Genomic DNA, 17,946 nt, shown 5'->3' with positions numbered 1-17,946 from the left:
ATGTTTTTTAAAGCAGAAGAAATCATTAAAGATAGTGATCATCTGATTCGTGAAAAATCAAAACCGGTAGAATTGCCGTTAAGTGAAGAAGATAAAAAATTGGCCTTAAAGCTGCTGAGTCATGTGAAATGTTCCCAAGATCCCGAATTAAGCGAAAAGGAAAATATTCGTCCCGCAGTTGGGATCGCCGCCGTTCAGGTCGGTGTTTTAAAACAGCTTCTTGGCGTCTGCATTCCGATGGGTGAAGATAAGGAAGATATCGAGCTGGCATTAGCCAATCCGAAGATCATCTCCAATTCTGTACAGATGGCTTACCTTAAGGAAGGCGAAGGCTGTTTGTCCGTAGAAGATGAACATGCCGGCTATGTACCGCGCAGTGCCCGTATCAGAGTCAGAGCCTATGACTGTATACAGGACAAAGAGGTCATCTTCAGATTGTCCGGTTATCCGGCCATCGTCTTACAGCATGAGATCGACCATTTCAGCGGTATTCTCTTTTATGACCACATCAATCCTGTAAATCCGTGGCAGCCGATCGAGGATGCTATCGTCATCGAATAAAAAAATGCAAATGCTACATTTTTTTCCTTTGATGTGTTATACTATGAGTAATCAAGTGCTAGTGAAAGGAGATATTAATGAAACAATATGATAAGACGGCACTAAGAGAAAGCGGGAAAAATACTTATAATAGAGTCGCACCGAAAAAAACAGATACGTTGATATTTGCTTTGGGCGGTTTAGGCGAAGTTGGTAAAAATATGTACTGCATCGAGCACGAGGATGAAATACTCATCATCGATGCCGGTGTGCGTTTTCCTGAAGAAAGCTTGCTTGGTGTTGATTATGTAATACCTGATTACAATTATTTGGTCAGAAATAGATATAAAAGAAAAGTACTTTTAATTACGCATGGTCATGAAGACCATATCGGCGGAATTCCTTTTCTGTTGAAAACGGTTGATATCGAAGCGATTTATGCACCGCGTTTTGCAGTTGCGCTGATCAATCGGAAATTAGAAGAAAGAAGAATGCTGAAGCACTGTAAGATCATCGAGATCAATGAAGACAGTGTGGTGAATACAAAGCATTTCCGCTGCGGTTTTTTCAATACGACCCATTCGATTCCCGATTCATTGGGAATTATCGTAAATACACCTAACGGACGTGTCGTTACGACCGGGGACTTTAAATTTGACCTGACACCTGTTGGTACTAATTCTGATTATCAGAAGATGGCTTATTTAGGAGCTACCGGTGTTTCGTTATTGATGAGTGATTCCACGAATTCCGGTATCGAGGATTTTTCTATTTCGGAAAAGAAGGTATCTGAGGCTATCTTTGAAATCTTTAAGAAAACGCAGGGACGTTTGATCGTCGCAACCTTTGCCAGCAATGTGCATCGTGTGGAACAGATCTTATCCTGTGCGGTTTCTTGCGGAAGAAGAGTCTGTATCTTTGGAAGAAGCATGGAAAATGTGGTTACGATTGCCCGTAAGCTGGGATGGATCAAGGTGCCTGACAGCTATTTCCTCACGCCTGAGGAATTAAATCATACGCCTGAGGATAAGATATGCATCATCTGTACAGGAAGCCAGGGTGAACCGTTAGCGGCCCTAAGCCGTATTGCTCAGGGAACACATCGTTACATCAAGCTTATGCCGAATGATACGATCGTTTTCTCCAGCAATCCGATTCCGGGCAATGGATCAAGCGTCAACCACGTGATCAATAAATTATTCAGAGCGGGTGCAAATGTACTGACCAACTCTATCTTTAATAACCTGCATACAACGGGACATGCTTCCCAGGAAGAGCAGAAGCTCATGTTACAGCTGATCAAACCGAAGTATTTCATGCCGGTACATGGTGAATATAAGATGCTTCGTCAGCATAAGCAGACAGCGATTCAGACAGGTATCCCGGAAGAAAAGATCTTTACCTGTGCCAATGGTGATGTACTGATCCTGCGCAATGAAGAGGTCTTTGAAACGAGCTATCGTATTCCTGCTGATGATATTTATGTAGACGGCAATGATATCAGCGGATTAAGTACCGCGGTATTAAAAGACAGAAAGATCTTAGCGGATAATGGTATGTGCTCTGTGATCGTATGTATCGATTCCAGAACGAATTCCATTCTTTGCCGCCCTGTGATCGTATCCCGTGGTTTCGTGTTCATCAAGGATTCACAATCACTCTTGAAAGAAGCCGAAGTAGTGGTCTACAATGCCTTAAAAGAAAAAATGCAGTCAAAGATCACCTTCAACGATATCAAGAATACGATCCGCGGCTCATTAGAACCATTCCTCTACAATAAGACGCATCGTAATCCGATCGTGATTCCGGTCATTCTGAATTCAAAGGAAGCCATGGCTCAGATGCAGCAGGCACGTGCCGCAAAGGCCACTCATGCCACTCACAAGAAGGAAGCTTAAAAACTCCTTCTTTTTTCTAAAAAAGCTTAACAGATATCGGGAAAGAATGTAAAATAGAGATATGAAAAAAATTTTAAAAGTTTTAGCTGTCTTATTTCTGATAGCTGCACTGGTCGCTGCCTTTATCTTTTATAGCACGAATGTCAGCGTAGCCAATGTCACCATCGTCAATCAAACGATTGAAAGCAATAAGATCAGCAGTGAAGCAAGTAATCTGAAAATTGCTTTTATCAGCGATATTCATTATAACCATTTCATGAACTATGAGCGTTTGGAAAGAATGATCGAAAAGATCAATGCCAATAAACCTGATATTATTTTATTTGGCGGTGATTTATTTGATGATCCTTCAAACTATCCCCCAAGTGAAGAAGCACAGCAGGAGCTGATTACCTTATTAAAATCACTACAAGCGGATCTAGGTAAATTTGCGGTATCAGGTGAAGAGGATCATGATCCTGCTGTCAGCGACATGATCGAAAATCTTTTATATCAGGCAGATTTTGAACTATTGACAAATGAACATCTAATGATTACGAAAAATAACGTTACTGCGGTAAATCTGATTGGCATCGATTCACAAATAGGGGGCAATCCGGATATATCCCTTGCCTTTGAAAACGTTGATACAAGTGCCTATACGATCGTTTTGACGCATGCACCGGATATTGTCAGCGAATTGCCGCTTAACAATATCGATCTGGTCCTCGCCGGACATTCTCATGGCGGACAAATTGCTCTGCCGTTTATCGGTGCTCTTTCGAAAAAGGAAGGAGCCATCGTATATTCCAGTGGTGAATATACGATCAATCAGACCAAGCTGATCGTTTCCAACGGGCTTGGAACTACAGAAAGCGACATCAGGATCTTTGCCGATCCTCAATGTCATATGATTCGCTTAACAGCAACAGGAGGTAAATGATGGAATCAAGAAAATTCAACAACAAAATCGTCGTAAGACTGGATAAGGGAGAAGAAGTCATCGCTTCTTTGACTGAAATCGTCAAGCAGTATGATGTCAAGCTGGGAAATGTTCAGGCTTTAGGAGCTACCAACCATGTAAAGATAGGACTTTTCAACATTGAAGAAAAGAAATACTATTCCAGAGAATTGGATCAGGATATGGAAATCACATCCTTGATCGGTAATATCACCAGAAAAGATGGTGAAGTATATCTGCATTTGCATATCAATGTCGCAGACGGCAATCAAAATGTTTATGGCGGCCATCTAAATGAGTGTGTCATTTCCGCAACCTGTGAAATGTTCATCGATGTCATCGATGGTGAAGTTGACCGTGTATTTGATGAGAATGTGGGCTTAAATCTTTTTAAATTCTAAGCTCCCTTAAAAAGGAGCACCCTGTCAAAGAGCGGGGGTCGTAAGAAAGTAATATCGTATTTTTGCAGGAACGGCATGGCTTCGGTCATGCCGTTTCCTCCTTCATCAGTTCATTCAGCGGGATAAAGCCCACAAGGTCATAGGAAATGCGGATGTTCTGCCGCCGTTTGCCGCTGCTCTTGTCGGGAGCTTCAATATAAACTCCCTTAACAAGTTCCCGCAGAGCATACGGGGTAAGCTCGTCCAAATCCTTGTATTTGTGTACCCTCTGGATAAACTGCTCCAAATTTTCAATCTGTCGTTCCTGTACTTCAATATCCTGCTGCAAGGTCTGGATTTCCACTTTAAGCTGCTCCTGCTCGGTTTCGTAGCTTCTGCTCATCATGGAAAATCGTTCATCGTTGATGCGTCCCGCCACATTGTCCTCATAGATGCGGATAAACAGGCGGTCGAGCTCTCCCATGCGCCGCTGCGCCTGTTCCAGACGCTTGACGCTTGCACAGATTTTTTCCTCGCTGGACAGCAGAAGCTTGTGTTCCATAACTGCCCGGAAGTGATTCTCATACCGTGTCACATAGAAGATGACCGCTTTCATGTGCATCCAGACCAAATCTTCCAGAACGACTGCCCGGATGAAGTGAGCTGAACAGCTTCCCGTATTACTTCGGTAGTTGGCGCATACAAAGTGATCCTGTCGCTTTTCAAAGTAGTTGGTGGTGCAGTAGCGCATTTTTGCTCCACAATCAGCGCAATAGACCATGCCGGAAAACAAGCTGCTTTTGCCTGTCTTTGTCCTGCGATGCCGCTGCTGACGGATTTCCTGCACCTTGTCAAAGACCTCCTGCTCAATGATCGCCGGATGGGTGTTGTAGAAAACCGCCTGTTTTTCAATGGGCGTCTCTCTCTGTTTCTTATCCCAGATGGAGTTGGTGTAGGTCTTGAAATTGACGGTGCATCCCGTGTATTCCCGCCGTTCCAGAATGTGAACGACCGTGTTGGTGTTCCAATGGTACGGATCGGCGGTTTCCGGGCTGGGTGTCTTGATGCCCTCACGCTTCTTATAGGCTGTGGGATTAAGTACCTTTTCCTCCTGCAAGAGCTTTGCAATCTGCATCGGGCCTCGCCCTTCCATGCACAGCTTGAAAATGCGCTTGACTACCAACGCCGCCGCTTCATCCACGACCCACTTTGTCTTTTCCTCCGGGTCTTTACGGTAGCCGAATGGAACATTGACGGTCAGAGGAACGCCGCGTTCACCCTTTGCCTTATTGACAGCACGGATCTTGCGGCTGGTGTCTTTGGCGAAAAACTCGTTGAACCAGTTCTTGATGCCCGCAATGTCGCTGTCGGTGCTGTTGGGGTCAATGGTATCGAAGTGGTCGTTGATGGCAATATAGCGCACATTGTACTTCGGAAATGTGAAGTTGATATACAGCCCTGTCAGCGAGGAATTACGCCCTAGTCGAGACAGGTCTTTCGTACAGCAAACCGCCACTCTGCCCGCTTCGATTTCCGCAAGCATGGCTTGAAAGCCGGGACGGTCAAAGTTCGTGCCACTATACCCATCGTCCACGAAAAAGGTCGGGTTTGGAAAACGGTGCTCCTTTGCGTATTGGAGCAGGATCATTTTCTGAGACGAGATTTGTCAAGGTTATTTTCTCCCGCTGAATACAAATGTCCAACTTTACTGTGAATAGCTCAGATATAATAAACACAGAGCCGCAGAATGGCCAGGGTTGCCATCACCGCCGCAATGATTAGGATGGTGTTTCGGTTTTCTCCGGCCACTCCGATGTCAATCATACTGGCCAGGGCAGTAGGCAGCAGCATGGCTGTCACAGCGGAGAGCAGCATCAGCGCCAAGAGGGCGGCCACATGCTTTCCGCTGAGTTTTACACGGGAAAAAATCGTACCCATAGTTTTCCTTTCTGCTCGTCGTACTCGCATTTTAGCTTGACAGGGCAAATAGCAAATGATAGTATAAATGAAACGATAGTATCATAGATGCTATGAATATCACAGAAGCAGGCGTTGTCAATAGTCCGAGCGAAAGTGGAACAAATGACAATCCTTGTTTCAATGATACGCAATTAAAGGAGACGTTTCTTATGCGAAGGACAACGGCTACAACAGACTATCTGAAAGAATGTATGGGTACAGCGTTGCTGGAACTAATGAAAGAAAAACCCATTGAAAAAATCAGTATTGAGGAGATGACTGCCAAGGCAGATGTAGGTCGCTCCACTTATTTCCGTTATTTCAAAAGTAAAGATGAAGTTCTGTCTTTCAAAATCACATGTCTGTGGAAGCGCTTTTCCGACGAACACGGTGCTACCAACTTCGCCACTGGTAGTTATGACGGCATCAGGCTGTTTTTTGAATTTTGCCTTTCCACTCGTCCTATTTGTGATCTGCTCTACTCAGCTGATCGCCAATATGTGATTCTAAACTTCTATTTACAAGAAGCGGCATCCATTGTCGCTAATGCCGATGCCAAAACGCACTACTTTATCCAATTTATTACATATGGATTGTTTGGGCTTATGAATGCGTGGGTATTACGAGGCTATAAAGAAACCCCACAGGAAATGGCACAAATAGTTTGCGATTGGGAAGCATCTTCGGAGGAGAAATAACATAGAGGGGGGTAAACATATGGGAAAAATCATTCGACGCATTCTAACAATTATTCCAGCGGTGGCTTTACAATCGCTCTGGCTTTTGCTGTTGATGAAATGGCTGACCCCTTACGCACCGATTATTGTGTCACTGCTTTCCGTTGCAGCGTTTTTCTTGGTGGTATTTATTATTATAAAGAGAGATGAAACCGCTTATAAATTGCTTTGGCTGCTGGTTATTCTGTCACTACCTTTGGTAGGAGCGTTACTATATCTGCTCTTTGGAAATAAACGGACGACCCGCCCTCTAAAAAGGCGCTTGCAGCAAGTTCAAAAGAGTTGCAATCCGCAGCCTCTTCCAATAAAAGAAGCGCCCTTTGACGGCGAAAAACGCATGGGGCAAACAGTGCGGTGGCTGGAAGAAAAAACGCAATATCCGATGTGTGCAGTTGAGCAGGTTCGTTACTATCCGTTGGGCGATAATATGTTCCCTGATATGCTTGCCGATTTGAAAAATGCAAGAAACTCGATTTACGTAGAATACTTCATTATTGAGCCGGGGCATATGTGGGACGCAATCGTGAACGAACTGGAAGTAAAAATGGAGCAGGGCGTTGATGTACGTGTGATATACGATGATCTTGGCAGTATTTCTTCGTTCAATTTCAGTAATGTCCGTGAACTGAAAAAGAAAGGCATTCCATGTATTCCTTTTAATCCTTTCCTTGCCTTAAAAGGAACTGCAAACTATCGCGATCATCGCAAAATGCTGATTATTGACAACGAAGTTGCTTATAGCGGAGGTATCAACTTATCAGATCGGTATATCAATTTGGAACATCCCTATGGACACTGGAAGGACACAGGCTTTCGGATTACTGGTGAGCCAGTAAAAAATTTTACCCATATGTTCTTGACCTTTTGGAACGCATTTTCGCTGGAAAAAGAAGCAGGACAGCTTGCAATGCCCACATATCCCAAAAGGTATCCTGCGCCGCCGCACACATTTGATGGTTATGTGCTTAGTTACTACGATTCGCCCCTTAACCATGAAGCTACCAGTAATCAGCTCTTTATTGACTTGCTTTCTCAAAGCACGGATTACGCATGGTTTTTTACACCGTATCTTATGCTTGGCGATGACTTGATGGATGCAATGATTTCCGCTGCTCAACGTGGTGTAGACGTGCGGATCATTATGCCCGGCATCCCTGATAAGAAGCTGATTTTCCGTATGTCTCGGAGCTTTTATCAGGTGTTGCTGACTGGCGGCATCAAGATTTATGAGTATACTCCCGGCTTCGTTCATGCAAAGAGCTTTGTATCAGACGACAAAGTTGCGACGATAGGAACTGTCAATCTGGACTACCGCAGTCTCTTTCTCCACTTTGAAAACAATTCGTTCTTTTATCGTTCCAGTATTATTGCAGCAATAAAGGACGATTTCATCGCTACACAGGCAAAATGTAAAGAGGTAAAGCCCTATGATATGAAACATTATTCGCGCCGCTGGGTCGTAGATGGTGTCCTTCGTATTTTCGCACCGCTATGTTGAGGTTTTTATGAAGCATTTTCTTATGTGTCTGCTATATATCGCGGCGTTAGGGGTTCTCTCCTTTGTAGTGGGGCGCTTGATCCCGAAGCATTGGTTTCACGCCGATCGTTTTCCTTGGGTCTGCCACCCGGCAGAGCAAAAACTATGGAAGCGGCTTCATGTTCGGAAATGGCAGGCAAAGATCCCCGATATGAGCCGCATATTCGTTAAAATCATGCCGGAAAAGAAACTGACAAAGGAAAACTATGAGAACTTGCCGCGCATGATAGAAGAAACTTGCGTGGCAGAGTGGACACATATTCTGTTGTCTATCGCCGGTCTTGGACTGCTGAAAATATGGTCCGGTGTTGGCGGGGTATGTATAACGATTATCTACATTGTGCTGGGTAATTTGCCGTTTATTGTTGTCCAGCGCTATAATCGCCCACGCCTGCAAAAGCTGTTTGCTATGCAGCAAAGGAAAAAATAGGAGATTCAAATGCAAACACTAATTCTAAGCTGCAACACTGGCGCAGGGCATAACTCCTGTGCGCAAGCAGTTCAGGAAGCCTACCACTCTCGCGGAGAAATCTGCAATATTACAGATTCTTTGCAGTTTATTTCAGAAAAAGCATCCACGTTTATTTCTAATTGGCATACCCGAATTTACCGCCATGCTCCAAGGCTTTTTGATGCTGGGTATCAGCGTGTGGAATCTCACGAAGATATTTTTTGTGAGGGAACGCCGATCTATAAGCTACTTTCCTCCGGCGCAGAGCGGATGTATCAATACATCCGCTCTGCAGGCTACGATAATATTATCTGTACTCATGTATTCCCAGCCTTGGCGTTGACAGAAATGCGCCGACAGCACCCATGCTTACAGCTTGTAACGAGCCACATTTCTACAGACTATACCTGCGCTCCCTGCACAGCGGATTCTGCGCTGGACTGGTATTTCATTCCGTCCACTTCGCTGTTAGGTGAGTTTGAACAATGTGGACTTCAACCTCAAAAACTGATCGCCAGTGGAATCCCTGTGCGGCAGCAATTCTACCAGCGTGTGTCACAAGAAGCAGGAAAAGCCAACGCCGGAATCTCTCCTGCTCATCAGCATATTTTAATGATGTGCGGTAGCATGGGCTGCGGTCCAATGGAGGAGATTATATCGTATCTCTGCCCTTACCTCACAACAGAACAAGAACTTAGTGTTGTATGCGGCACAAATGATGATTTACGCAAAAAACTCCAAAAAAGAACAGAAAAGTATTCTCAAGTTCATGTTCTGGGAACCGTCAATAATGTGCCGCAGCTCATGCAAGCCTCAGACCTATTCCTGACAAAGCCCGGAGGTCTAAGTACATCTGAGGCAATGGCGGCAGAGTTACCAATGGTGCTTATCGATGCAGTGGCTGGCTGCGAGACACATAATCTGAATTTTTTTCTGCGTAATGGAATGGCCATTACAGCCAATACGCCAAAAGCAATCGCAGACACCACAATAAAAACGCTAAATGCCCCAGTGCTTCTTTCTAAAATGCGCGCGGCAATGCGGTCGCAGACGGAATGTACGGCAGCCGATAAAATCTATGAATGGATATACAGTCATGCAAAGTAATCATATAAAGCCGGAAGTTAATTACCGTGAGTTCCGCATCCATAAACTTAATACACCTGAATTTTCTCACGTCAGGCTATTGCTTTACTGGCCAATTTTCGGCTTGCTGTTTTTGTTTCTTGAGCGGTTGCAACCGCAACGAAATTACTATCCCGTCTATTGTGGACTCGATGATATAATACCATTTTGTGAATGGGCGTTGATTCCGTATCTATTTTGGTTTGTCTTTCTAATCGGTACGTTGGTTTATACTTTTTTCGTCGATGTACCTGCATTTCGGCGTATGATGTATTTTGTGATAGTCACCTATACGATCACGGTTTTGATTTACCTGTTCTTTCCAACCTGCCAAAATTTGCGGCCAGAAGCATTTGTACGCAATAATCTACTTACACGCTTTATTGAATTATTCTATAGTTTCGATACCAATACAAATGTTTGCCCCTCACTTCATGTAATAGGCTCCGTTGCCGCGATGTTTGGGTTATGGGATTGCAAGGCGCTCCAAAGCGTCGGATGGAAAATCGCTGCTACATCAATCGCCGTGTGTATCAGTCTCTCCACCGTTTTTATGAAACAGCATTCTATCATGGATGTTCTCGCTGCATTGCCAGTCTGTTTCTTTGGTTGGTGGATTGCCTATAAGATACTCCCCAATAATAAAACAAACCGATTTCTTACGAGGATGTAATCATGGATAAATCCTACAAAAAACCGCTTCTACTAATCACGTTTGGGGTGATCTTATTTGCGGCATTCAACAATCTAAACTATGTTGCCAACTTTCTAAAATCGTGTATTGGCTTGCTCGCTCCGATTTTATCAGGCCTTTTGCTGGCCTTTGTTCTGAGTGTACCCGTGCGCGGACTGGCAAAGAGGCTTCGACGAAAGCTGACTAAAGCTACAGATCGGCAAATAGACATGATAAGCCTGTTACTGACGCTGATATGTGTTATTGCGATTATTGCTCTTCTGTGTGTAATTGCGATTCCACAGCTCACTGCATCTGTAAAAAGCATTGCTGCTCTTGTTCAAGAAAAATGGCCTGACTGGGTCGGCTTATTGCAAAGATACGGCATTGACACAGAGAAACTGTCGGCACATTTCGCTACGCTCGATTGGAAATCTATTCTGCAAAGCATTTCGAGCGAAATGAACACAGTGATTTCCTCAGTTGCCAATGTTGCTGGCTCTACGGTATCTGCGATTGCTGATGTTGCAATTTCACTTGTGATCACATTCTATGTGCTAATTGGATGGCGTGAATTGAGCAGTCAAAGCAAACGGGCACTGTATGCCTACTGTAAGGAATCCGTTGCAGATAGAATTTGCCATATTTCGAAACTTGCACATGACACCTATGCGAAGTTTCTTTCTGGTCAGTGTGTCGAGGTTATGATTCTTGGAACATTGATCTTTCTTTCGCTTTCTGTTGCAGGGATTCCATATGCGGGGCTAACAGCCGTTTTAACTGCCGCCTTTGCATTCGTTCCTTATATTGGAGCATTTCTCTCCTGCGCTTTCGGCATTTTATTTACTTTATTGGCGGCTCCGAACAAGGCGCTCCTATGCTTTATCGTCTATCAGGCAACTCAGTTTGTTGAAAATCAGTTCATCTATCCTCACGTCGTGGGAAACAGTGTAGGGCTATCCCCATTCTGGACGTTGTTGGCGGTTTTGCTGGGCGGTAAACTGTTCGGTGTCCTTGGCATGATCTTCTTTATTCCGTTAATGGCTCTTGTATCTCAGCTTCTACACGAATCAATCGAACGGCGGCTGCATACCCGCAAACCGGAGCTGTCCAATGTACAAAACAACTCAGACGAGAATACAGACATATCTCAATGATGTAGCAGGCGTTCGAATAGTTTGTGCGTTTATTGACGATAATCGTCTGGATGAACAGATCCGCCAGGCAGTTCTTTCATTGGAAACAAAATGGACAGAAAAAGAAATTGGTTTTCAGGTAGAATTGGAGGAAGTTAAATATACTGCGAATGAAGGACTTTTTATGCATATCTGGATAAATCTTTTAGATAATGCGATTAAGTTCAGCCCTTCAAAGGGGACAATTACGATGTTTCTGAAACAAGAACAGGATTCTGTTAAGTTCATTCTGGAAGATGAAGGACCAGGAATAGAGGATGATGTAAAATCCAGAATATTTGACAAGTTCTATCAGGTAGATGGATCTCATAAAGCAGAAGGAAATGGCCTAGGTCTTGCACTTGTAAAACGGATTGTAGATAGTGCCGGAGGAACAATCAAAGCAGAAAACCGTGAATATGGTGGATGCAGATTTGTTATAGAGCTGCCAAAGCAGAAAGATGAGATTATCTAGTTTTAAGATAAATTAGAAGATGGGAGTATTTATATGACATTTTATCAGGAGTTGCAGTTAAATCAGGCAGGTTCTAAAAACCTGTTGAAAAAGAGTGAAACACTAAAAGAAAAACTATATCATATGTGGGTATATCTGGTGAAGATAGCTGCTACAATGGCATTTTGTTTTTTCTTTGTTAGTATTTTCAGCATCCTATTTGGAAATGAGAACAGCATTGTAGGTGTAGTAGTCTTATTATGTCTCATGGTGTTTAGGAATGCGGATCTGGGGATCCACACCGGACAATCTACGATGCTTTTGGCTTTGTTCTTTGTAATTATGACTGTATGTCCGCATTTAGCAAATCAGTTTTCACCGGTATTGGGAATGCTGTTAAATATTGCGGCACTGGCTGTGTTGATTCTGTTCGGATGCCATAATCCATCCATGTTTAATCAATCTACATTGGTTCTTGGGTATCTGCTGCTATATGGTTATGATGTTACGGGAAAAAGCTATCAGATGCGATTAGTCGGAATGGCTTTAGGTGCAGCACTTACCTGCTTCGTATTTTATCGAAATCATAAAAACAGAACTTATAAAAGAAATCTGAAAGATCTGATACAAGAATTTGATATCACTTCTTCCAGAACAAAATGGCAGATATGTCAGATTTTATGCGTACCGATTGTCCTTTGCATTGCAGAACTTTGTAATATGCCACGTGCAATGTGGGCTGGTATTGCGGCCATGTCCGTGATTTTGCCGTCTATGGAAGATATGCACTACAGAGTCCGTAAAAGGATTGTCGGAAATATTGCAGGTGTTATATGTTTTACAGTATTATATTTTCTGCTTCCTTCGTCAATCTATGCATATATAGGAATTCTTGGTGGAATCGGTGTAGGATTTTCAGCACAATATGGCTGGCAGGCAGTATTTAACACATTTGGTGCTTTAGCCATTGCTGCAGAGACATATGGACTACAAGGAGCGGTTAGTCTTAGAGTGAGTCAAAATGTTTTTGGTGTTGTGTTTGCTTTAGCATTTTGTGTTATATTTTATTGGTTTATGCCTAAAAAAAAGGAAAGTGAGGTGACCGTACATGCAGAGTGAAGTGAATCAGAAAGAAAATTTGAATAGAATTATTACGGTTCCTAATCTTCTTTCTTTTTTCGGCTTTGTCTGATTCCGGTAATTATATGGAGTTATTGTGTAAAGAAAAATCCTCGAATGAATGCAGGGAAGTGACCGAAAAGTACCGCACAGGACGGAGTGCATATTTATGGCTCGGACAGTTGTTTATGAGATTGTTTGCAGGACTATTATAGCAGAAAGAAGAGGTGTTCGATATGTGTACAGCAGCAACTTACAAAACAAAAGATTTTTATATGGGCAGAACGCTTGATTATGAATTTTCCTATGGGGAACAGATCACGATAACGCCAAGAAATTACGAATTTGATTTCCGGTTTGCCGGGAAGATAAAAAGCCATTATGCTTTGATCGGAATGGCATTTGTTGCAGGAGGTTATCCGCTTTATTATGATGCTGTTAATGAAAAAGGCCTTGGAATGGCAGGTCTTAATTTTGTCGGCAATGCGGCATATGAAGAAGCTTTGCCGGAAGATGAAACAGAAGTCAGCCAGGTGGCACAGTTCGAGTTCATCCCATGGATCCTTACACAGTGTGCTACTGTAGCAGAGGCGAGAGAGAAGCTGGCAGCAATGAGACTGACAGGCACAGCATTCAGTGAACAGCTGCCGACAGCACAGCTTCACTGGATCATTGCAGACAAAGACTCCTGTATCGTTGTTGAGTCTATGAAAGATGGGCTGCATGTATATGATAATCCGGTAGGAGTGCTTACCAATAATCCACCATTCCCGAGTCAGATGTTTGCACTGAATAATTATGCCGGAGTATCCAGAAAACAGCCGGAGAGTACTTTTGCAGGAGTATTACAGCTTGATGCATATAGCAGAGGAATGGGTGGAATGGGAATACCTGGAGATCTTTCCAGCCAGTCAAGATTTGTGAAAGTTGCCTTTACAAAATTAAATTCGATCTCCGGTGAAGAAGAGGATGAGAGTGTAAGCCAGTTCTTCCATATCTTAGGATCCGTAGATCAGCAGCGTGGATGCTGTGAGGTGACAGAAGGCAAATATGAGATCACGATATACACGTCCTGTTGTAATACAGCAAAAGGTATTTATTATTATACGACTTATGATAATCATCAGATCACAGCGGTTGACATGCATGCGGAAAATCTGGATTCAGATCAGCTGATCTGTTATCCGCTTCTGTCCAAGGGCGAAGTCAGATGGCAGAATAAATAATACGAAAATGCACGGAGAAAGCATAACGCAGAACAACAGGAGGACAATATCGAGATTGTATGGAATGCAGATGTTAGGTTGATAATTGTGCAAGCACCGCCTGCACAATTTGTGCAACAAAAAAGAGGAGCCAGTCCAGACTCCTCAAAGGTACGTTATTTCAAAAAGTTGCTCTTGTGTTCCAGCGCGTGCAGATTATGATAGTCCTCATAAATAAGTCAATTTTGCAGATAAAATTAGCAACTCAGGAAAAAATGATTTGCTTGGAGAAATCGAAACGATAAGCTGAGATAATGGTTTCTCTTCTTTAGTGAGCCTATGAAATGACGAAATGTGGCTCGCCACATGGTGCTAACGCATACGACTGTTCTCCTCGTGGTGATGAATTGTTGAAGTTAAGTGAGCAAAAAGCAAAATCTGAACTTGTGAACTTAATTGCCAGTGCAGCAGGCGCATATACAGGGGCTGTTATCTCGCAAATATTCGATGCGGCGTAAGTAAAAAAGTTGGGCACGATCTTAACGAGCAATGCATGGCGGTACCCACTCATGCAAAATTTATAAGCCCCTGCCGCAGCAGGGGCTTATAAATCGCCTGTCTGGGATAAAATCCTCGAACCCCTTTGACACAGATTCCATCTGTGACTATGCATCGCAAGCGATGCTAAAGGAGCACGGTCAGCCACGACCGTGCTCCTTTAAATTTGTGCGGCTCTATGTCAATAGTTGGGATAGAGGTAAGCGCAAGAATGTGGTAGCATATATATATTATCGTTCCCAAGTGTCTCTGCTGTTCTTCTTGTTTTGCTTCTGCTGTGCCTGCTGTTTCTGACGCAGATGTTCACGGATGGAGCGAGCTTCCGTTTCCTCATGAAGTATATCAGCAACATCCCGCTTGCTGTCGTACATCATCAAGTAATCGTACTTATCTCCGTAAGCAGACTGCACACGGTCAACCACAGAGCGCTCCATTGCAGGACGCAGGTCGAGCCTTGCGTCCTGCAATTCGTCTGGGTCGAATTCTGCCGATTGCGTCTTCAAATCAGCATACTGCTGCAAAGCGTCGTTCAGCTCAGCCGTGTACTTTTCTTCCTGTTGCGACAGCTTTTTTAGTGCGGCTTCCATCGTGGAAATGTCCTTTTTCACAGCAGCGATACCGGCATCGTCACTGCATTCCAGCGAGTGCAGCAGCATATCCTTCTCGGATTTCAGCTCTTCCAATTCCTCGGTCAGCTCCGCAATATGGCGGGACAGTTCACACTGCTTCGGGATGAGATAGAGGGGTGTCTCCTTCTTTTGGGCAAGCAAAGACTTGCGTTCCTTGCCCTTGCCCCGAATCTCCTGAACCAGCTCGGTATAGCGCACCAGATTCGGCTGAACCGCGTGGATATAATCTTTCATGCGCTGCCTGCCCCGGCCGATATGCCGCAGCTGATAGCGGAAAACAATCATATTTGCCCGCAGCTTTTCCATCGCCTCGGCAATAACCGGGAGGGTGTTCTTTACCGCCTGTGCCAGCTTCCTGACCGCAGCTTTCAGCTCCCGCAGCAAGGCATTGTCCGCCTTGATCTGCCGGTTGATCTCGCAGCGGTCAGCAATGATCCCTTTCCGCTCCAGCGCCCGTGCGGTCACTCCCTCATGGATGGTAGGCTGCTCATCCAGACCTCTGGCTGCGTTGCTGCGGTGGTCGATTCGCTCCGCCCGTCCGGCGCGCTCCAGATAGAGATTGGTCACATCCGCCCATGCAGCCCGCCATGTCACAAGTTGCTCCTCACTATTCCAACGTTCGGAGATGGGGTTCTGTCTGCCGTAGCGGGTGCTCTTCGGATGCTTGTCAGCCCGGATGAGTCCCTGCGCCTCGGCAGCAGACGGTGTCATATAGACCTTCTTTTTGCCGACCTTGTAGGGATATTGCTTCTCCCAGCCCTCGTTCTGCGCCGCCCGGAACTCGGCGGCGGTGAAGCCTCGTTCTTCACCGTTTCTCATACAGAGATATTCTTTTTCGGTCTTGTACTGCCAGCGTCCCTGCTCATCCAGCGGGCGCACCGTCAGGAGAATGTGGGCGTGGGGATTGTGACCGTCGGTGTCGTGGATGGCAGCGTCGGCGCACATTCCATCGGACACAAATTGCTCCCGGATAAAGTCTTGCAGCAGCTCGATCTGCTGTTCCCGGTTTAGCTCTATGGGCAGAGCCACAACAAACTCACGGGCAAGCCTGCTGTCTTTTGCTGTCTCTACTTCCTCCACGGCGTTCCACAGTTTTTCTCTGTCTTGCCATTCCTGTGGGGCATATTCCGGCAGAAACATCTGCTGCCAGACAAGCCCTTGTTTTTTCGTGTAGTCGTGCTGAATCCCGTCGTAATCGTTATACAGGCGGGAGCAGCTCAAATAGGCAGAAGCAGCTACTGCGGAGCGGCCTGCGCCCCGGCTGACCACCTTCGCTTCCAAATGATAAATCGCCATATCTTCTTCACCTCGTTCTTCCTTTTTCTGTTTCTCTTTCGCAAAAGAGAAAATGCCCCGAAGATGAGCTTCGGGCATAGCCGCAAACAAAGCTGCCGGTGGCAGGTTTGTGCGGGCAGGGTGCAAGCTGTTTCCAAAGCAGAAACAACTGCGACCTGCGCAGACGATGACAGCAGCACCCTGCAAGTGCTGTGGCATTGTCTGGAGGCTGCCGCAGCAGCCGCATCCGCCTCGCAGAGCGCACGATTTCCGCAGGAAATACCACTGCCCTTTAGGGTGGTGAGTAAGTGCGCCCTTACGGGAGGAAAAGAGGAGGCCCCCGGTTTCCCGGAGACCTCCCAGCGGATTCAATTGTGCTGCGGCAGCTTCTGCATCAGGTAATCCTCCAGCGCAGACAGCTCCATCGTCCGCACCTCCGGCAGCACTTTCTCCAAGATTGCACCCTCCTGAATGAGCCTACGGGTACGGACCTTGCGTTCCTTGACCCGGTTCCGTGCCTGCGCTTCCTCCAAGCGGTGCTGTGCTTGCAACAGTTTCTTCTCTGCCTCTGTCATAAAAATCCCTCCTCACTTTCTCCGTTGCCAAACGATTTCGTACCCCAGCGCATCGGCAAGCTGGACGGCTTCAACATAGCGCAGGGACTCCCGTTGGAGCTTATTGGACAGGTTAGATACGCTGTCAGACCAGCCGTGTTCGTCATGCAGCAGATCGACCACCTCCTGCATGGTCATGCCCTGACGGACGATGTACGACTTGATTTCATTTCTCAGATTGGATTTCATTTGGTTTTACCTCCATAATTTCGTATAATCGGTTTTCGTATCGGTGATGCCAGTGTGCTTGTCGGTGAAAAATCCGCTGTGCTGCAAATCCGCTCAGATTTCTGCCCGTGATGCCCTGTTCGCAGCAGCGCCCTATCGGCTTCATCGTTCGGCATGAGAACATACAGAACGGCAGGATATGCCGCAATCCGGAGCAGCGGATTCACGCTTCGGTAAATCACCTGATGGTGCAGTGCGTTCGACCTACGACAAAAATCTTTACGGATTTCACAAGCATTGATTTTGAAGCCGTTAAAATAGGCTGTCCGTGTACGGCTCGGTACGGCATAGACGGCTTGTGTACGCTGCTGTACGCCGGTTTTGTGTACCGAACGCCGATTCAGCGGCAGATTTTACACGATGCTGTGAATTGCTTCACCAAAGGCACAAGCAAAACCGTATTTTGCGGATGAAGTTGAAAAATGCCGTACAGAGTGTACGGCGTGTAC

At 45.2% G+C, this 17,946-nt stretch carries 20 protein-coding genes; 15 read left to right on the top strand and 5 right to left on the bottom strand.

Annotated features, from left to right (window positions below):
* The 4 genes from def (at position 1) to ACZYT3_RS06690 (ending at position 3,779) form a co-directional block, all read left to right on the top strand.
* Positions 1-561: a peptide deformylase gene (gene def / locus ACZYT3_RS06705; RefSeq protein ID WP_464088119.1), complete on the top strand. Its 561-nt coding sequence runs from the start codon at positions 1-3 to the stop codon at positions 559-561.
* Positions 562-638: 77 nt separating this feature from the next.
* Positions 639-2,438 (top strand): ribonuclease J1, encoded by a 1,800-nt coding sequence (gene rnjA, locus ACZYT3_RS06700; RefSeq protein WP_464088118.1) that lies wholly within the window; start codon positions 639-641, stop codon positions 2,436-2,438.
* A 61-nt stretch (positions 2,439-2,499) separates the two neighbouring features.
* A complete protein-coding gene (locus tag ACZYT3_RS06695) occupies positions 2,500-3,360 on the top strand; it encodes a metallophosphoesterase (RefSeq protein ID WP_464088117.1) in 861 nt (286 codons plus the stop codon).
* Positions 3,360-3,779, top strand: a complete 420-nt coding sequence (locus ACZYT3_RS06690) for a PPC domain-containing DNA-binding protein (RefSeq protein ID WP_294562451.1) — start codon at positions 3,360-3,362, stop codon at positions 3,777-3,779. Before ACZYT3_RS06695 ends, ACZYT3_RS06690 begins: the two co-directional genes overlap by 1 nt.
* Before the next feature lie 85 nt (positions 3,780-3,864).
* Here the strand turns inward: ACZYT3_RS06690 and ACZYT3_RS06685 are convergent, their stop codons facing one another.
* Entirely contained in the window at positions 3,865-5,421 is a 1,557-nt protein-coding gene (locus ACZYT3_RS06685; RefSeq protein WP_464088131.1) for a recombinase family protein, read from the bottom strand.
* A gap of 56 nt (positions 5,422-5,477) precedes the next feature.
* Positions 5,478-5,696, bottom strand: coding sequence for a hypothetical protein (locus ACZYT3_RS06680; RefSeq protein WP_008978047.1), 219 nt, complete (start codon positions 5,694-5,696; stop codon positions 5,478-5,480).
* A 191-nt stretch (positions 5,697-5,887) separates the two neighbouring features.
* Between ACZYT3_RS06680 and ACZYT3_RS06675 the strand changes: the two genes are divergently transcribed.
* The 10 genes from ACZYT3_RS06675 to ACZYT3_RS06630 all read left to right on the top strand — a co-directional run bounded on the left by ACZYT3_RS06675 (position 5,888) and on the right by ACZYT3_RS06630 (position 14,711).
* A complete protein-coding gene (locus tag ACZYT3_RS06675; RefSeq protein WP_071430984.1) occupies positions 5,888-6,415 on the top strand; it encodes a TetR/AcrR family transcriptional regulator in 528 nt (175 codons plus the stop codon).
* 19 nt (positions 6,416-6,434) lie between these two features.
* Positions 6,435-7,952 carry a cardiolipin synthase gene (cls, locus tag ACZYT3_RS06670; RefSeq protein WP_464088116.1) on the top strand — a complete coding sequence of 506 codons (1,518 nt, stop codon included), beginning with the start codon at positions 6,435-6,437 and terminating at the stop codon, positions 7,950-7,952.
* A gap of 7 nt (positions 7,953-7,959) precedes the next feature.
* Positions 7,960-8,421, top strand: coding sequence for a glycosyl-4,4'-diaponeurosporenoate acyltransferase CrtO family protein (locus ACZYT3_RS06665; protein WP_009295644.1), 462 nt, complete (start codon positions 7,960-7,962; stop codon positions 8,419-8,421).
* 9 nt (positions 8,422-8,430) lie between these two features.
* On the top strand, positions 8,431-9,549 hold the full coding sequence (locus ACZYT3_RS06660) for an MGDG synthase family glycosyltransferase (protein ID WP_464088115.1): 1,119 nt from the start codon (positions 8,431-8,433) through the stop codon (positions 9,547-9,549).
* The gene (locus tag ACZYT3_RS06655) at positions 9,539-10,240 is read left to right on the top strand and encodes a phosphatase PAP2 family protein (RefSeq protein ID WP_008978052.1); all 702 of its coding nucleotides are present in this window, start codon (positions 9,539-9,541) and stop codon (positions 10,238-10,240) included. The genes ACZYT3_RS06660 and ACZYT3_RS06655 overlap by 11 nt, the downstream gene beginning before the upstream one ends.
* Before the next feature lie 2 nt (positions 10,241-10,242).
* Positions 10,243-11,397 (top strand): AI-2E family transporter, encoded by a 1,155-nt coding sequence (locus ACZYT3_RS06650; protein ID WP_464088114.1) that lies wholly within the window; start codon positions 10,243-10,245, stop codon positions 11,395-11,397.
* Positions 11,354-11,890 (top strand): sensor histidine kinase, encoded by a 537-nt coding sequence (locus ACZYT3_RS06645; protein WP_464088113.1) that lies wholly within the window; start codon positions 11,354-11,356, stop codon positions 11,888-11,890. Before ACZYT3_RS06650 ends, ACZYT3_RS06645 begins: the two co-directional genes overlap by 44 nt.
* Positions 11,891-11,923: 33 nt before the next feature.
* On the top strand, positions 11,924-12,988 hold the full coding sequence (locus ACZYT3_RS06640) for an FUSC family protein (RefSeq protein WP_005946426.1): 1,065 nt from the start codon (positions 11,924-11,926) through the stop codon (positions 12,986-12,988).
* 236 nt (positions 12,989-13,224) lie between these two features.
* Positions 13,225-14,214 carry a choloylglycine hydrolase gene (gene bsh / locus ACZYT3_RS06635; RefSeq protein WP_009295645.1) on the top strand — a complete coding sequence of 330 codons (990 nt, stop codon included), beginning with the start codon at positions 13,225-13,227 and terminating at the stop codon, positions 14,212-14,214.
* Positions 14,215-14,537: 323 nt separating this feature from the next.
* Positions 14,538-14,711, top strand: a complete 174-nt coding sequence (locus ACZYT3_RS06630) for a hypothetical protein (protein ID WP_008978056.1) — start codon at positions 14,538-14,540, stop codon at positions 14,709-14,711.
* Positions 14,712-14,981: 270 nt separating this feature from the next.
* On the opposite strand, the gene mobQ is transcribed toward ACZYT3_RS06630, so the two are convergent.
* The 3 genes from mobQ to ACZYT3_RS06615 all read right to left on the bottom strand — a co-directional run bounded on the left by mobQ (position 14,982) and on the right by ACZYT3_RS06615 (position 17,458).
* Positions 14,982-16,874 carry a MobQ family relaxase gene (gene mobQ, locus ACZYT3_RS06625; protein ID WP_020990945.1) on the bottom strand — a complete coding sequence of 631 codons (1,893 nt, stop codon included), beginning with the start codon at positions 16,872-16,874 and terminating at the stop codon, positions 14,982-14,984.
* Positions 16,875-17,023: 149 nt separating this feature from the next.
* Complete coding sequence (locus ACZYT3_RS06620; protein WP_071430988.1) at positions 17,024-17,230, bottom strand: DUF3847 domain-containing protein; 207 nt, start codon at positions 17,228-17,230, stop codon at positions 17,024-17,026.
* 12 nt (positions 17,231-17,242) lie between these two features.
* Positions 17,243-17,458, bottom strand: coding sequence for a DUF6471 domain-containing protein (locus ACZYT3_RS06615; RefSeq protein WP_071430990.1), 216 nt, complete (start codon positions 17,456-17,458; stop codon positions 17,243-17,245).
* A 224-nt stretch (positions 17,459-17,682) separates the two neighbouring features.
* On the opposite strand from ACZYT3_RS06615, the gene ACZYT3_RS06610 reads away from it, so the two are divergent.
* On the top strand, positions 17,683-17,910 hold the full coding sequence (locus ACZYT3_RS06610; protein WP_257356361.1) for a hypothetical protein: 228 nt from the start codon (positions 17,683-17,685) through the stop codon (positions 17,908-17,910).
* Positions 17,911-17,946 lie beyond the last annotated feature (36 nt).

It is taken from the genome of Traorella sp. mt218 (genome assembly GCF_055420025.1).
Note: the sequence above shows the minus strand (reverse complement) of the source record. Positions and strands in the feature narration are given on the sequence as shown.